Annotated in this window: 17 protein-coding genes; 11 read left to right on the top strand and 6 right to left on the bottom strand. The window is 69.7% G+C overall.

Annotation, left to right across the window (positions count from 1 at the left end; all coding sequences use genetic code 11):
* Positions 1-62: 62 nt before the first annotated feature.
* A complete protein-coding gene (gene ppk2, locus BFF76_RS10705; RefSeq protein ID WP_031091654.1) occupies positions 63-1,013 on the top strand; it encodes a polyphosphate kinase 2 in 951 nt (316 codons plus the stop codon).
* A 32-nt stretch (positions 1,014-1,045) separates the two neighbouring features.
* Here the strand turns inward: ppk2 and map are convergent, their stop codons facing one another.
* On the bottom strand, positions 1,046-1,864 hold the full coding sequence (gene map, locus BFF76_RS10700; protein ID WP_065848080.1) for a type I methionyl aminopeptidase: 819 nt from the start codon (positions 1,862-1,864) through the stop codon (positions 1,046-1,048).
* 94 nt (positions 1,865-1,958) lie between these two features.
* Here map and BFF76_RS10695 point away from each other — a divergent pair, with 94 nt between their 5' ends.
* Positions 1,959-2,225, top strand: a complete 267-nt coding sequence (locus tag BFF76_RS10695; RefSeq protein WP_031091656.1) for a helix-turn-helix domain-containing protein — start codon at positions 1,959-1,961, stop codon at positions 2,223-2,225.
* Between the two features lie 84 nt (positions 2,226-2,309).
* Here BFF76_RS10695 and BFF76_RS10690 read toward each other — a convergent pair whose 3' ends face one another.
* Positions 2,310-3,680 (bottom strand): cellulase family glycosylhydrolase, encoded by a 1,371-nt coding sequence (locus BFF76_RS10690; RefSeq protein ID WP_065848079.1) that lies wholly within the window; start codon positions 3,678-3,680, stop codon positions 2,310-2,312.
* Positions 3,681-3,854: 174 nt separating this feature from the next.
* Here BFF76_RS10690 and BFF76_RS10685 point away from each other — a divergent pair, with 174 nt between their 5' ends.
* The 5 genes from BFF76_RS10685 to BFF76_RS10665 all read left to right on the top strand — a co-directional run bounded on the left by BFF76_RS10685 (position 3,855) and on the right by BFF76_RS10665 (position 6,724).
* A complete protein-coding gene (locus BFF76_RS10685) occupies positions 3,855-4,178 on the top strand; it encodes a hypothetical protein (protein WP_208604835.1) in 324 nt (107 codons plus the stop codon).
* Positions 4,179-4,212: 34 nt separating this feature from the next.
* On the top strand, positions 4,213-4,449 hold the full coding sequence (locus tag BFF76_RS10680) for a hypothetical protein (protein ID WP_031091658.1): 237 nt from the start codon (positions 4,213-4,215) through the stop codon (positions 4,447-4,449).
* On the top strand, positions 4,446-4,838 hold the full coding sequence (locus BFF76_RS10675) for a type II toxin-antitoxin system VapC family toxin (protein WP_053929758.1): 393 nt from the start codon (positions 4,446-4,448) through the stop codon (positions 4,836-4,838). Before BFF76_RS10680 ends, BFF76_RS10675 begins: the two co-directional genes overlap by 4 nt.
* 473 nt (positions 4,839-5,311) lie before the next feature.
* Positions 5,312-5,548, top strand: coding sequence for a hypothetical protein (locus BFF76_RS10670; RefSeq protein ID WP_031091660.1), 237 nt, complete (start codon positions 5,312-5,314; stop codon positions 5,546-5,548).
* Between the two features lie 123 nt (positions 5,549-5,671).
* Positions 5,672-6,724: an RNA polymerase sigma factor gene (locus tag BFF76_RS10665; RefSeq protein ID WP_065848078.1), complete on the top strand. Its 1,053-nt coding sequence runs from the start codon at positions 5,672-5,674 to the stop codon at positions 6,722-6,724.
* Between the two features lie 24 nt (positions 6,725-6,748).
* Here BFF76_RS10665 and BFF76_RS10660 read toward each other — a convergent pair whose 3' ends face one another.
* The 3 genes from BFF76_RS10660 to BFF76_RS10650 all read right to left on the bottom strand — a co-directional run bounded on the left by BFF76_RS10660 (position 6,749) and on the right by BFF76_RS10650 (position 8,698).
* Entirely contained in the window at positions 6,749-7,483 is a 735-nt protein-coding gene (locus BFF76_RS10660; RefSeq protein ID WP_065848077.1) for a translation initiation factor IF-2, read from the bottom strand.
* 145 nt (positions 7,484-7,628) lie between these two features.
* Positions 7,629-7,880, bottom strand: a complete 252-nt coding sequence (locus BFF76_RS10655) for a DUF397 domain-containing protein (RefSeq protein WP_031091663.1) — start codon at positions 7,878-7,880, stop codon at positions 7,629-7,631.
* On the bottom strand, positions 7,877-8,698 hold the full coding sequence (locus BFF76_RS10650; RefSeq protein ID WP_031091664.1) for a helix-turn-helix domain-containing protein: 822 nt from the start codon (positions 8,696-8,698) through the stop codon (positions 7,877-7,879). Before BFF76_RS10650 ends, BFF76_RS10655 begins: the two co-directional genes overlap by 4 nt.
* A gap of 112 nt (positions 8,699-8,810) precedes the next feature.
* Here BFF76_RS10650 and BFF76_RS10645 point away from each other — a divergent pair, with 112 nt between their 5' ends.
* Genes BFF76_RS10645 through BFF76_RS10635 form a run of 3 tightly spaced genes read left to right on the top strand, consistent with a single transcriptional unit; the run spans position 8,811 to position 10,936 of the window.
* Entirely contained in the window at positions 8,811-9,254 is a 444-nt protein-coding gene (locus BFF76_RS10645; protein ID WP_065848076.1) for an ATP-binding protein, read from the top strand.
* A gap of 15 nt (positions 9,255-9,269) precedes the next feature.
* The gene (locus BFF76_RS10640; RefSeq protein WP_031091666.1) at positions 9,270-10,307 is read left to right on the top strand and encodes an NAD(P)/FAD-dependent oxidoreductase; all 1,038 of its coding nucleotides are present in this window, start codon (positions 9,270-9,272) and stop codon (positions 10,305-10,307) included.
* Positions 10,304-10,936, top strand: a complete 633-nt coding sequence (locus BFF76_RS10635) for an SAM-dependent methyltransferase (RefSeq protein ID WP_065848075.1) — start codon at positions 10,304-10,306, stop codon at positions 10,934-10,936. Before BFF76_RS10640 ends, BFF76_RS10635 begins: the two co-directional genes overlap by 4 nt.
* A gap of 133 nt (positions 10,937-11,069) precedes the next feature.
* Here BFF76_RS10635 and BFF76_RS10630 read toward each other — a convergent pair whose 3' ends face one another.
* Complete coding sequence (locus BFF76_RS10630) at positions 11,070-11,684, bottom strand: YceI family protein (protein ID WP_031091668.1); 615 nt, start codon at positions 11,682-11,684, stop codon at positions 11,070-11,072.
* Between the two features lie 241 nt (positions 11,685-11,925).
* Here BFF76_RS10630 and BFF76_RS10625 point away from each other — a divergent pair, with 241 nt between their 5' ends.
* Positions 11,926-12,450, top strand: coding sequence for a hypothetical protein (locus BFF76_RS10625; RefSeq protein WP_031091669.1), 525 nt, complete (start codon positions 11,926-11,928; stop codon positions 12,448-12,450).
* Positions 12,451-12,500: the final 50 nt, after the last annotated feature.

Raw genomic sequence — 12,500 nt, 5'->3', positions numbered from 1 at the left:
ACCCGCACGCGCCCTACGCCATTCGGTGGCGTAGGGCGCGTGCGGGTGACACGCTTGGTCCTGTGGACCGAGACCGGGTGGAAAAGCAGCTGTTGCACGGCCTGACCGTCGACACCAGCAGGCCGGAGCAGCCGATCCTGCTGGACGAGTCGGGCAGGCCCATCAAGACATGGCGCGAGAACTACCCGTACGACCGCAAGATCCGCCGCAGGGAGTACGAGCGGATCAAGCGCATCCTGCAGATCGAGATGCTCAAGCTGCAGCGGTGGACGAAGGACACCGGTGCACGGGTCGTCGTGGTCTGCGAGGGGCGCGACGCGGCCGGCAAGGGCGGCACCATCCAGCGCTTCACCGAGCGCCTCAACCCCCGTGGCGCGCGCATCGTGGCCCTGGACAAGCCCACGGACCGCGAGAAGGGCCAGTGGTACTTCCAGCGCTACGTGGCCCACCTCCCCGCCCCCGGTGAGCTCGTCTTCTTCGACCGCTCCTGGTACAACCGGGCCGGAGTCGAACGCGTCATGGGCTTCTGCACCCCGGACGAGTACGAACTCTTCCTCGATCAGTGCCCGGCCTTCGAGCAGATGCTCGTCGACGACGGGATCATCGTGGTCAAGTTCTGGTTCTCCGTCTCCCGCGCCGAACAGCGCACCCGCTTCGCCATCCGCCAGGTCGACCCGGTGCGTCAGTGGAAGCTCTCGCCCACGGACATAGACTCCCTCGACCGCTGGGACGACTACACCACGGCGAAGATCCGCATGTTCCGTGCGACCGACACCGAGCACGCTCCGTGGACCGTCGTGAAGAGCAACGACAAGCGCCGGGCCAGGCTCGAAGCGATGCGCAGCCTGCTGGCGCGCATCGACTACTCGGCCAAGGACCCGGGAGCCGTCGGCAGGCCGGACCCCCTCATCGTGGGCGCCGCGGCCACCCTGCTGGAGCCGGGTGAGGAGGACACCGCCCTCTCACCCACCCGCCTCGCCCCGAACCCCGAGGGGCCGGGGGAGCACCCGTAGGCGACCGGGCCGCCCTCGCCCCGCGCGCCTCGTCAGCGTCCGGTCGTCGATGACGCCTGCGGGCCCTCCAGCCCTCGGTTGCTCCGAGGACGGCGGGTGAGTACGAGCGGGCCGGTCTCGGTGATGGCGACCGTGTGCTCGGAATGAGCGGTGCGCGAGCCGTCGGCGGAGCGGATCGTCCAGCCGTCCGGGTCATGGACGATCTTGTTGGTGCCGGCGGCGAACCAGGGCTCGATCGCGATGGTCAGGCCGGGGCGCAGCTTCCAGCCGCGCCCCGGGCGTCCGTCGTTGGGGATGTGCAGGTCCTCGTGCATCGTGCGGCCGATACCGTGTCCGCCGAACTCCAGGTTGACGGGGTAGCCGTACTCGGCGGCGACCGAGCCGATGGCCGCCGAGATGTCCCCGAGCCTGTTGCCCGGCCGGGCCATCTTGATCGCGGCTTCCAGGGCGACCTCGGTGGCCTCGATCAGCCGCAGGTCCTCCTCGGCCGGGGTGCCGACGATGACGGAGTGCGCCGAGTCCGCGGCCCAGCCGTCGATGGCCACCGCCATGTCCATGGTCAGCAGGTCCCCGTCGCGCAGCTTGTAGCTGTGCGGCAGTCCGTGCAGCACGGCATCGTTGACCGAGAGGCACACCACGTTTCGGAACGGGCCCCTGCCGAACGAGGGGGCGTAGTCCCAGTAGCAGGACTCCGCGCCGCGCTCCTTGATCCGGCGGCGGGCGTGATGCTCCAGATCCAGCAGGTTGACCCCCACCGCTGCGAGGTCGGCGAGCTCGGCCAGTACCTCGCCGACGAACTGTCCAGTGACATGCATGCGCTCGATGTCCTGGGGGGTCTTGTGCTCGATCACTGCGTTCCTCGATCCGCCTGGGCTCTGGTAGGTATATTTATACCAGGGGGCGGAGTGGTTGCCGCCGGATCACCAGCCGCCCTAGCATGAGCGCATGGTTCGTCATCCGCTCGCCCCCGAACAGATCGAGGCGGGCCGTCGCCTCGGGGCCGCGCTGCGCTCCGCCCGGGCCGGACGCGCCCTCGTCGAGGTGGCCCTGGCGGCAGGGATGTCGCCGGAGACCCTCCGCAAGATCGAGACCGGCCGGCTGCCCACGCCCGCTTTCGGCACCATCGTCCGGCTCAGCGAGGTACTCGGCGTATCGCTGCCCGAACTCGCCGTCATCTGGAGCACCGGCCCTGCCCTGAGCAAGGCCTCCTAGCGACAGCCTCGGCGGTGCGGCAGCCCGTAGCGCGTCCGGTGAGCGGGTCGGGGCCCCGCCATCAGGACGGGGCCCCGGCCGAGGTCAGCCGGTGGGGAAGCTGTCGGCTGTACTGATCCGGCTCTTGAGCAGGGCCCCCGACTCGGTCAGCACACCGCTGCTGCTGTAGTCGCCGCCGTCGCAGGTGCCGGGCCGGAAGGCCGCGCTGCTCTCCGGGGCGTCGGAGTAGGTCCAGTTCGCGTAGCTGATCTTCCGCTGATCGAGCAGGTCCAGCCAGGCCGTGGTGCTCGCCCGGTCCATCTCTCCGCCGCCGGTGGCGCTCACGGTGCCGAACTCGGTCACGAAAAGGGGCAGTTGCGAGGCCGCCCGGCTCACCGCGGCGCGGTAGGAGTCCTTGTGGCTTGCGGCGTAGAAGTGGAACGCGTACATGAGGTTGGTGGCATTCACGGGGTTGCTGACGACCTCGCTCTCGCTGGAGCCGTCCGAGACTCCCAGTGAGGACCAGCCGCGGGTGCCGACGACGACGACGGCGTCCGGGTCGGCGGCCCGGATCACCGGGATGACCTGCTCGGCGTAGTTCTTGATGGCCGACCAGCTGACGCCGTTGGGCTCGTTCGCGATCTCGTAGATCACGTTCTTCTTGTCGGCGTTACGGGCGGCGACCGACGCGAAGAACGTCTTCGCGCGGTCGAGGTTGTAGTTCGGATCGCCCGGCGTCAGGGTGTGGAAATCGATCAAGGCGTACATGCCACGGGCCTCGGCCTGGTCGACGAGGCCGTTCACGCGGCTGGTGAAGCCCGCCGGATCGGTCTCGTAGCCGTCCTCCTGTACGTACATGGCGATGCGCAGCAGGTCCGACTTCCAGTCCTTGGCCAACGCGTCCAGGGATGCGGCGTTGTAGCACTGGCTGAACCACTGGATGCCGTGCGTGCTCATGCCCCGCAGCTGGACGGGGCGGTCGTACTGGTTGCAGAGGTTCACGCCACAGACGTGGAGCCGGCCGTTGACGTCCACGGGGGTGCCGTCGGCCGGGGCGGGCGGGGGCTCTTCGAGGGAGCCCGTACAGGCGACGCCGTTGAGTGTGAAGGCGGTGGGTTTCGGGTTGGCGCCCGTGAAGGAGCCCGTGAACCCCACGTCGGCTGTCGCGCCCGTGGCCAGCGTGCGGTTCCAGTCGACGCCGGCGGCTGTGACGGCGGAGCCGGACTGCGACCAGGTGGCGTTCCAGCCCTGGGCCACCCTCTGGCCCGCGTCCGGCATGGTGAACCCGAGTGTCCAGCCGGTGACCGGGGCGCCCAGGTTGGTGACCTTCACTCCGGCCTGGAAGCCGCCCGTCCACTGACTGGTGACGGTGTATTCGACCTTGCATCCGGTGGCGGCCGCCGCCTGGGGGCCGAATGCTGCTGTGAGGCCCAGGACTGTCGCGCAGGTCGCGAGTAAGGCGAGTAGGCGTTTCATGGCGTTCCTCCTCGTGCGAAGCGGAATCGGCGCATGGGAGCGCTCCCAAGGCCCGTCGACCCGAGAACGTACACCGGAGCGCCGATGCGCGATAGACATTCGGCAGGCATTCGGCGAAGAGCGGTACGGGAGGCGCGGCATCGCGGGCCCGGCCGGCGGGGAGGGCCGCTCGACGTGGCCGCGGCCGTCGAGGAGGAGGGCTCCGCGGAGGTGGGCCTCTGCTTCGAGAGCCCGCTGCCCGACGGATCGGGCTGGATGTCCGGCGGCGGCAGCGGGATGGGCAATATCGGGTGGTTCGCCCGCCTCGACGCCGACCGCTCGTTGCTGTGGGTCGCGGCCATGTGGTTGTCCAACCCGTTCGTGGGCGTGCGCTACGAGGGGGCCCGGGCGGTTTTCGTCAACGACTGGGGGAACCTGTTGACCCTGCGTCCGGCCGAATTGGCCTCCTGTGCGCCGCTCCGGCCACCCAGGCGGGATGGGCGGCCCGAGGCTCGGTGATTGCAGCGTAAGACGGCTTGTCTTACGCTGGAGTATGGCTGACACCGTGACGATCCGCACCGACTCGGAGACCGAACGCGCGCTTGATGTCCTCACGGCCGAGGGTGATTCCCGGTCGGCGGCCATAAGGCATGCAGTGCTGGAAGCCGCCAGGCGCAAAGAACGCGCGGCTGCGATGCGGCGTGCCGTGCTGCGTATGCCGCTGGGGGAACCCGACGGCATCGATGTGGCCGCGGAGATCGCCGGCGAGCGCGAAGGTGAGGGGCGGTGATCTACCTGGACTCAGCGGCCGTGGTGAAGCTCGTCCATGCCGAATCGGAGTCGGACGCGCTGAGGGCATGGCTCGACGACCGGGTGGACACTGCGTGGACGAGCTCCGTCCTGACCGAGGTCGAATCGTCCAGAGCGCTAGCTCGCCACGCCCCTGGAGCCGTCGTCCGGCTCCACTCGGTTCTCGACCTGATCGACATGGTGGACATCGACGCCGGTGTGAGGATGTTGGCGCAGACGGTGAAGCCGGCGACCGTACGCAGCCTTGACGCCATCCATCTGGCCACAGCCCTTCGGGCTCGTTCCCCGCTCACCGCTTTCCTCACGTACGACAAGCGCCTCGCCGACGCCGCGCGCGATGCCGGACTGCCGGTGGAAGCGCCTGCCTGAGTGCGCGCGCCCCCGGTCGCGTGAAGCCCGCTCCGGTGGTGCTTCCGGAGGACGGGCCCGGGCCGTCTGCGACGGATCTGCACACCGTGTCCGCAGGAGGCGTCGCGGCTCCCGCCGCTTTCCGCGTGCGGACCGGATCCCGCGTGCCCGCGGCCGATAATGTCCCTTTCGCGGCGGATCAGGAATTCGGCCGGTGGAGCGTCCGTCGGTCGGGCGCGTGAAGAAGCTGTACCGGTCCATGGAGCAATGTGACCGTGTTGGACCTTGGATGCCGGAGGGCCATTCGTGGGGCTGCTGGAGGGTGGCTTCGCAACGCTCTGACGTGCTTACATCCCTCACATCGCGGAAGCCGCAGGGAAAACGCCGCCTCCGGGCGGGCAGTGAACTTTCGGTGACCGTGACAGCGGCAAGGGCACTTCGCTATGGCGGAGTTGGCCCCGCCATTCGGAATTAATGCGAAGGGAATTCACATCATGAGCTCCGCCCCCCAGATTCAGACCCAGGAAATCTCCGACGCCGACCTGGACGGCGTGTCCGGTGGCCTCGCCGGCGCGGCTTGCCTCGAGGCTCCGCTCGTCGGTGGCGTCGCGGGTTCGGTCAGCGCCGACCTGCCGGGTGCGTCGCTGCTCTCCGGCGGTCTCTCGGGTGCTGTCGGCGGTCACGCGCTCGGCGTCGCGGGTCTCGGCTCCGCCGCCACGCTTTCGGCCTGATCCGCCGCTGAGCCCATGTGCCCCGTGCCCCCGACGCCTGACAGGTCGTGGGGCACAGGGGCCGTGAGGCACCCTGATCAACGCACGACGGACCTTGAAACCAATGGACCAGGGGCTTCGAACGTGAGCGACCCGCGTACCGCTCGTCGTCCAGGCGGCCCGGGCAACCGGTGGGAGCTCATCTGGAGTCACCGGGACGAACTGCTGGAGATCGCGCACACTCGCTCATCGAGCGCCGAAGAGGCTGAGGACGCCGTTCAGGAAGCGATGATCCGCGCGGTCGAGGACCCTGACGTCCAATACGGCCGGGTCCGCTCGTGGCTCAGGCTCGCGACCGTACGCGCATGCGCCGACCGGCACCGCCAGGTCGCCCGCGACCGGGAGCTGAGCAAGAGCCTTTCCGCCGCTCCCGCCGAGCCCCTCCTCGTGGAGGAGGCGGCATGCGACCGGGCGGAGGCCAGATGGCTGGCCGAACGCAGCGCGGAACTGCTGCCCGCCCGCCAGGCACAGGCGCTGCGGCTCCAGGCACAGGATCTCGACGTCGGGCAGGTGGCCCGGACCATGGGGCTGAGCTACCGGGCGACCGAGTCACTGCTCGCCAGAGCCAGACGGTCGTTGCGCAACGTCCTGGCCGGGAGCCTCACACTGGCCACGACCGTGTGGATGTGCGCACGCAGGCTTCCCCGTACGGGCGTCGCCCCGTCCACGGGGGCGACGTCGGCGGCGGTGACGCTCGCCGTGGCGGTAGCGGTCCTGCCTGCCGGACCCTTCGACCGGCCGGACGACCGGTCCTCGGGGAGCAGGCCCGAGGCTGCGGTACCGCGTGCCGCCCCGGCCGTGGAGCTCCACACTCCCCGGGCCACGCGGGTACGCACTCACGCGGCAGCCCCCTCCCCGGACCCGCATCGCGCCGACCGGGCACGCCAGGGCGCCTCGCCGTCCGTTCCGAGAAATCCGCCGAGGACCCGAGAGCCGTCGGGCACGGTGTCCGTGGAGATATCGATCGGATCCGGCCAACCGGTGCCGGCACTCCCGCCGGTGGCCACGCCCCCATCGGCACCGTCACTGCCGGTGGACGCGTCGGACGTCCATCGTCCGGAAGCGCCCTCGGCGCCCTCCGACCTCACCATCACCACCGCCGGGGTCGGAGTCACGGTCGGTCTGCCTACGGGCTGACCCGCCAGGGCCAGGCACCACGTCTCAGTGCGGTGGCGCTACCGGATTCAGGGCGTTGCCGACGCTGCAGCCGCCCTCTCCGGGCATCCGCTGTATCCGGGACGGCACCCACACCTTGGTGGCGCCGGGGCGTACCCGGGCGAGAAGGCAGTCCTGCGGGTCGTAGCCGTTGCCCCTCACCGCCATCAGAACACCGACCTGGCCGCTGTCCGACTTCACCTCGGTGCGGATCGCCGGATGCAGGTCCAGGGCGGCGAGCGTACGGCGAACCTCGGCCTCCTCCACCCTGCCCCCCTCCGGCACCCGGGGAAGTTTCGCGCTGAGCTCCTCGTACGGCAGCTGGGGCGGTTCGGGCGGCGGGGCGAAGACCATCGGAGGGACATCCGGGCAGTCGACGTCACCGGGAACCTCACGCCACTCCGACTTCGGCGACACCCACACCTCGAAACAGCGCTGCACGGTGACCTCCTGAGCGTCGATCCACCCCTTGTACGCCGAGCCGGACGTGCGGACCACCACGTCGATGCCGTCCCCTTCGTGTGTGGAGGTACCCTTCACCCGCAGTACCTGCACCCCGTCGATGCCGGAGGCGGAGCGCCCGACCTCCTCCGCCGTGCGCGGACGCTGGCTGTAGAGCCGCTCGCCCGCCTTGGTGGCCACCTCCCGTGCGGCGTCGGCCGCCTCGCTCTCGGAGGACTGCACCACCCCGCAGCCGGCGGTGAGGATCAACAGCGGTGCGAGCAGCAGTAGTCGGCGCATGCGTCCACCCTTCCGGCGCCGCGCGCGGCGGTCAGCCGCTCGTGTACTCAGACCGGCATGGGCGATCGTACTCAGCCCGTCATCGGAACCGCCGTGCGTTTTCTCGCACCGGGCGGCCGGTGCTTCGGAAGGCGCCGTCCTGTATCTAGGCGGAGGCGCTGACGAACGCGGCCCAGGCGGCCGGGGGCACGGTCAGGACCGGGCCGTCGGTGACCTTGGAGTCGCGGATGTGTACGGCGGTGGGGTGGGCGGAGACTTCGACGCAGTTGCCGCCCTCACTGCCGCTGTAGCTGGACTTGCGCCATTCGTAGGCGACTTCGAGGCATGCGCCGCCCTCGCTGCCGCTGTAGCTCGACTTGAACCAGGTGAGGCCTGTGGCGTGTGCTGCGCGCGTCATGACTCTCCAAGCAGGTCGTCCAGTAGGCGCATGCTTTCCTCGGGGGAAATCGCCTGCGAACGCAGCATCCCATATTTCTGATGCAGCACGCTGACCTCGTCGAGGTCGTCGATCAGCACACTGACGCGCTGTCCTTCGATGTAGGCCAGTTGGTCGTGGTCAGGAGTCTCCAGCAGCACCATCGGCCCGTCGAGCGCGGCGTGCGTCTCGCGGTTCGTAGGCATGATCTGCAGCCCGAGAAAGGGCAGCTCCGCGCAACGCCGCAGGTGCAGGATCTGCTCGCGCAGTACAGACCGGCCGCCGAGGGGGCGCGCCAGAATGCACTCCTCGATCAAGAAGTTCACCATCGGCTTGGGCTTGCGGTCGAACACCCGCTGCCGATCAAGGCGGGCCGCGATGCGCTCCTCCAACACGCCTTCCTCCAGAGGTGGGTAGAGGCTCGTGAACACCGCGCGTGCGTACCCCTCCGTCTGAAGCAACCCCGGCACGACTTGGTTCTCGTACGACAGCAGTGTCACCGCCTCCTGCTCGTACTCCACGAAGTCCTGCACGAACGCCGGGAACCGCTCCCTCTGCGGCACCTTCGCCACCGCGACCCGCAACACCCCCTTGGTGTCCAGCAGTTCGTCCAGCTGCGTGGCGAAGTCGGCCTGGAGTGGTCGGCGGCCCTGCTCGATCGAGGCGATCGTGTCCTCGCCCACGCAGAACCGGTCGGCCAGCGATGTCTGCGTGTGCCCCGCCGCGCGGCGGAACGCGGCGAGCTGTGCGCCGATGACATGCCAGGACGTGACCCGCTTGTTCCTCTTTGCCGAGTGCATGAAGTGCCTCTCCCCGTACGCGGGCCCCGCCGGACCCGTCAGCGCTCGTACAAACGCGGTGTACGACCTGACGCGGTGACCCACAGTAGTGACGTTCTGTGACAGTCGTCCCGTGAACGAAACAACGCAACTCGTCCCCTTCCGTGAGGCGTTCTACCGCCGGGAGCGCAGGTCGGTCCCCCTCGCGCGCCAGTTCGTCCGTGAGGCGCTGCTCGACTGGGCGTGCGAGGTGGACCTCGACGGCGTACTGCTCTGCGTGAGCGAACTCGCCACCAACGCGCTGGTCCACGGAGTCCCGCCGGGGAGGGGCTTCCGTCTCCAGGTCACCTGGGGGAGCGTGCTCCGGATCGAGGTGCACGACAGCGGTGACGGTGAGATCAGGAAACCGGCTCCCGTGCCCGAGGCGGAGGGCGGGCGCGGGCTGGTCCTGGTCGGGGCGCTCGCGGACGCGTGGGGGGTGGGGGAGCGGGATCCCGGGAAGACCGTATGGTGCGAGTTTGCCGCTTCGGCAAGGAGGTTTGCCGGATCGGCGCCGCGCGAGCACTATCTCCCGTAACAGGAGGTGTTCCGGATGAGCGACATGAACAAGCGGTACGACGTTGTGGTGATCGGTGGTGGGGCCGCCGGGCTGAGCGGGGCTCTCGCACTCTCCCGGGCGCGGCGTTCCGTGCTCGTGATCGACGCGGGCAGCCCGCGCAACGCACCCGCGTCCCACGCGCACAACTACCTGGGCCGGGAGGGCACCCCGCCCTTGGAGCTGCTGGCCATCGGCCGGGCCGAGGCGGCGGATTACGGGGCCGAGACGGTCCGGGGCAACGTCGTCTCGGCCGAGAAACTGTCCGACGGCTTCCGTGTCGTGCAGGAGGACGGGAGCGCCGTCCAAGCCCGCCGGCTGCTCGTGACCACCGGAATCGTCGACGAGCTGCCGCCGGTGGAGGGCCTGGCCGAGCGTTGGGGCAAGGAGGTGCTGCACTGCCCGTACTGCCACGGCTGGGAGGTGCGGGACAGGCCGGTCGGCATTCTGGCGCTCAGTCCCATGGCCGTGCATCAGGCGCTGCTCTGGCGGCAGTGGTCCGACGACGTGGTGCTGTTCCGCCACGAACAGCCCGACTTCAGCGACGAGGAGTACGAGCAGCTCGCAGCACGGGGCATTTCCGTCGTGGAGGGCGAGGTCGCCGCGCTGGAGGTGTCCGACGACGAGGTCACCGGTGTGCGGCTGGCCGGGGGCGCGGTGATCCCGCGCGAGGCTGTCGTCGTCCAGCCGCGCTTCACCGCGCGGTCGGCCGTCCTGGAGAGCCTCGGCCTGGTGCCGGCCGAGATGGTGATGGGCGACCACGTGGTCGGCACGTACATCGCGGCCGATCCGGCAGGGGCCACCGACGTGCCCGGCGTGTGGGTGGCCGGTAACGTCGCCAACTTGATGGAGCAGGTCGTCGGAGCGGCGGCAGCCGGGCTGAAGGCGGCCTCGATGATCAACATGGACCTCGTCACCGACGACACCCAGCGCGCGGTCGAAGCGCGCCGCACCCCCTTCTCGGCCGAGGCCGAGCGCCAGGTCACCGAGCGTGTGCTCGGGGACCGCCGTCACGGACTGCAGGAGACCCGATGACCACCGACAGCACCCGCACCGACGCCGAGATGTGGGACGACCGCTACCGGGAGAGCGACCGGATCTGGAGCGGGAACCCCAACGTCGTCCTCGTCCGTGAAGTGGAGGGCCTCACGCCGGGGCGCGCCCTGGACCTGGGCTGCGGCGAGGGCGCCGACGCGGTCTGGCTCGCCCGCTTCGGCTGGAAGGTCACCGCCACCGACATCTCGCGCGTCGCCCTGGAGCGTGCGGCGGTCCACGCGGCCGACGCCGGTGTCGCGGACCGGATCGACTGGCAGTGGCACGACCTGGGGGCCTCGTTCCCCGAGGGGGAGTACGACCTGGTCTCCGCCCAGTTCCTGCACTCCATGGGGAACCTGCCGCGCGAGGAGATCCTGCGCAGGGCCGCCGCGGCCGTCGCGCCCGGCGGTGTGCTCCTCGTCGTCGGGCACGCCGGCTTCCCCTCCTGGGAGCACGACCACCCGGACGTGGAGCTGCCGACGACGGACGAGGTGCTCGCCTCCCTCGAACTCCCGGAGGGGGAGTGGGAGGTGCTGCTCAGCGAGGAGCACGAGCGCGTCCAGAACGACCCTGAAGGGAACCCCACCACCCGCACCGACAACGCGCTGAAGGTGCGCCGCGTGCGGTGACCCGGCGGGGCCCCCGCCGCCCCGCTGCGGTGACTGTGAAGGCCGCGTCGACACGCGGACCGACCGCGCACAGCCGAGCGCCCGCCGTCCGCCCCGGAGGGGGAGGACTGCGGGCGCGCTCGGTTCAGCGGGCTCAGGCCTGCGGGGCGGCCTTGATCGCGGAGATGTCGAAGTTCAGCTTGACCTTGTCGCTGACCATCACACCACCGGTCTCCAGGGCGGCGTTCCAGGTCAGGCCCCAGTCGGAGCGCAGGATGTCGGCGCTGCCCTCGAAGCCCACGCGCTCGTTGCCGTAGACGTCGGTGGCGGAGCCGTTGAACTCCAGGTCGATGGAGAGCGGGCGGGTGACGTCCTTGATGGTGAGGTCGCCGGTCACGCGGTAGGTGTCGCCGCCGAGCTGCTCGGCCTGCGTGGAGCGGAACGTCATCAGGGGGAACTTCTCGGCGTCGAAGAAGTCGCCGCTGACCAGGTGGCCGTCACGGTCCGCGATGCCGGTGTCGACGCTGGAGATCGTGACGTCGATGGACGCGGAGGAGGCGGCGGGGTCGGTGCCGTCCAGCGTCAGGGTGCCCTCGTGCTCACCGAATGAGCCGCGCACGTTGGTGACCATGGCGTGGCGCACGGTGAAGCCGATGCTGCTGTGCGCCGGGTCGATCGTGTAGGTGCCGGTCAGGGCCGCCAGCGCCGGGTCCACTGCGAGGGTGGCGGTGGTGGACGGGGCGGCGTTCTTGCGGTTGAACAGAGCCATGGCTCCTCCTCGGGGACGTGTTCCGACGCGTTCTGCGGGGCAGACCGTCGAACGTTTGGTTTAACCTTCAACGAGATTGACAGTAGACCCATTTTGTTCAAAGTTCAACATCAAGGGTCCAGGCCGGTCCGGAAGTCGAGGGAGGTGTCGCGGCGGGTCCGGTCGCCCCCTGGCGGACGCGCGTAGAGCTGGGGCACTATCTCCCTGCCCGTAAATTGTCATGAGCAGGAGGACTCCCCCCATGCTGACCCGTCCCAGACTCCGCTCGGCCCTCACCGCTCTCGCCCTCGTCCTCGGCGTGCTCTTCGCGCCCGGCGTCGGCGTGCTCGGCGGCGGCGCCACCGAGGCGCACGCCGTCACCAAGCTGACCCACTCCCAGGCGACCTCCCGCTTCAGCTCCTCGGGGATCACCTGGTCGTCCTCGGGTGGCTGTTCCAACCGCAACGTCTCCACCTGCACGTCCTTCGACCAGCTCAACCTGACCAGCGCCCAGGGCGCACAGACGCTGAAGAGCGCCACGGGCTGCGCGCTCAACATCACAGGGGGGACAGAGACCGGGCACGCCAGTGGCACGTACTCCCACTGGAACGGCTACAAGCTCGACTTCGGCAAGAGCACCTGCCTGACGAACTACGTGAAGGGCGTGTTCAGTTACATCGGTGTGCGGGGCGACGGCGCGCCCCAGTACAAGTCCGGCTCCGGCAACATCTACGCGGACGAGGGCAACCACTGGGACGTGACGTACTACAACTGCGGCGGCTGCTGACCCCGTACGCCCCCGTGGCGGTCCCCGCGCACGCAGATGCCCCCTGCCCA

It is taken from the genome of Streptomyces mutomycini, from assembly GCF_001700505.1.
Taxonomy (GTDB): domain Bacteria; phylum Actinomycetota; class Actinomycetes; order Streptomycetales; family Streptomycetaceae; genus Streptomyces; species Streptomyces mutomycini.
Note: the sequence above shows the minus strand (reverse complement) of the source record. Positions and strands in the feature narration are given on the sequence as shown.

What these genes read in the sequence shown, in the direction of transcription:
- BFF76_RS10635 (WP_065848075.1), top strand. Translation starts at nt 10,304, where the DNA reads ATGACCACCGACAGCACCCGCACCGACGCCGAGATGTGGGACGACCGC.
- BFF76_RS10655 (WP_031091663.1), bottom strand. Translation starts at nt 7,880, where the DNA reads ATGACGCGCGCAGCACACGCCACAGGCCTCACCTGGTTCAAGTCGAGC.
- BFF76_RS10625 (WP_031091669.1), top strand. Translation starts at nt 11,926, where the DNA reads ATGCTGACCCGTCCCAGACTCCGCTCGGCCCTCACCGCTCTCGCCCTC.
- BFF76_RS10660 (WP_065848077.1), bottom strand. Translation starts at nt 7,483, where the DNA reads ATGCGCCGACTACTGCTGCTCGCACCGCTGTTGATCCTCACCGCCGGC.
- BFF76_RS10640 (WP_031091666.1), top strand. Translation starts at nt 9,270, where the DNA reads ATGAGCGACATGAACAAGCGGTACGACGTTGTGGTGATCGGTGGTGGG.
- BFF76_RS10695 (WP_031091656.1), top strand. Translation starts at nt 1,959, where the DNA reads ATGGTTCGTCATCCGCTCGCCCCCGAACAGATCGAGGCGGGCCGTCGC.
- BFF76_RS10670 (WP_031091660.1), top strand. Translation starts at nt 5,312, where the DNA reads ATGAGCTCCGCCCCCCAGATTCAGACCCAGGAAATCTCCGACGCCGAC.
- BFF76_RS10630 (WP_031091668.1), bottom strand. Translation starts at nt 11,684, where the DNA reads ATGGCTCTGTTCAACCGCAAGAACGCCGCCCCGTCCACCACCGCCACC.
- BFF76_RS10650 (WP_031091664.1), bottom strand. Translation starts at nt 8,698, where the DNA reads ATGCACTCGGCAAAGAGGAACAAGCGGGTCACGTCCTGGCATGTCATC.
- BFF76_RS10680 (WP_031091658.1), top strand. Translation starts at nt 4,213, where the DNA reads ATGGCTGACACCGTGACGATCCGCACCGACTCGGAGACCGAACGCGCG.
- BFF76_RS10690 (WP_065848079.1), bottom strand. Translation starts at nt 3,680, where the DNA reads ATGAAACGCCTACTCGCCTTACTCGCGACCTGCGCGACAGTCCTGGGC.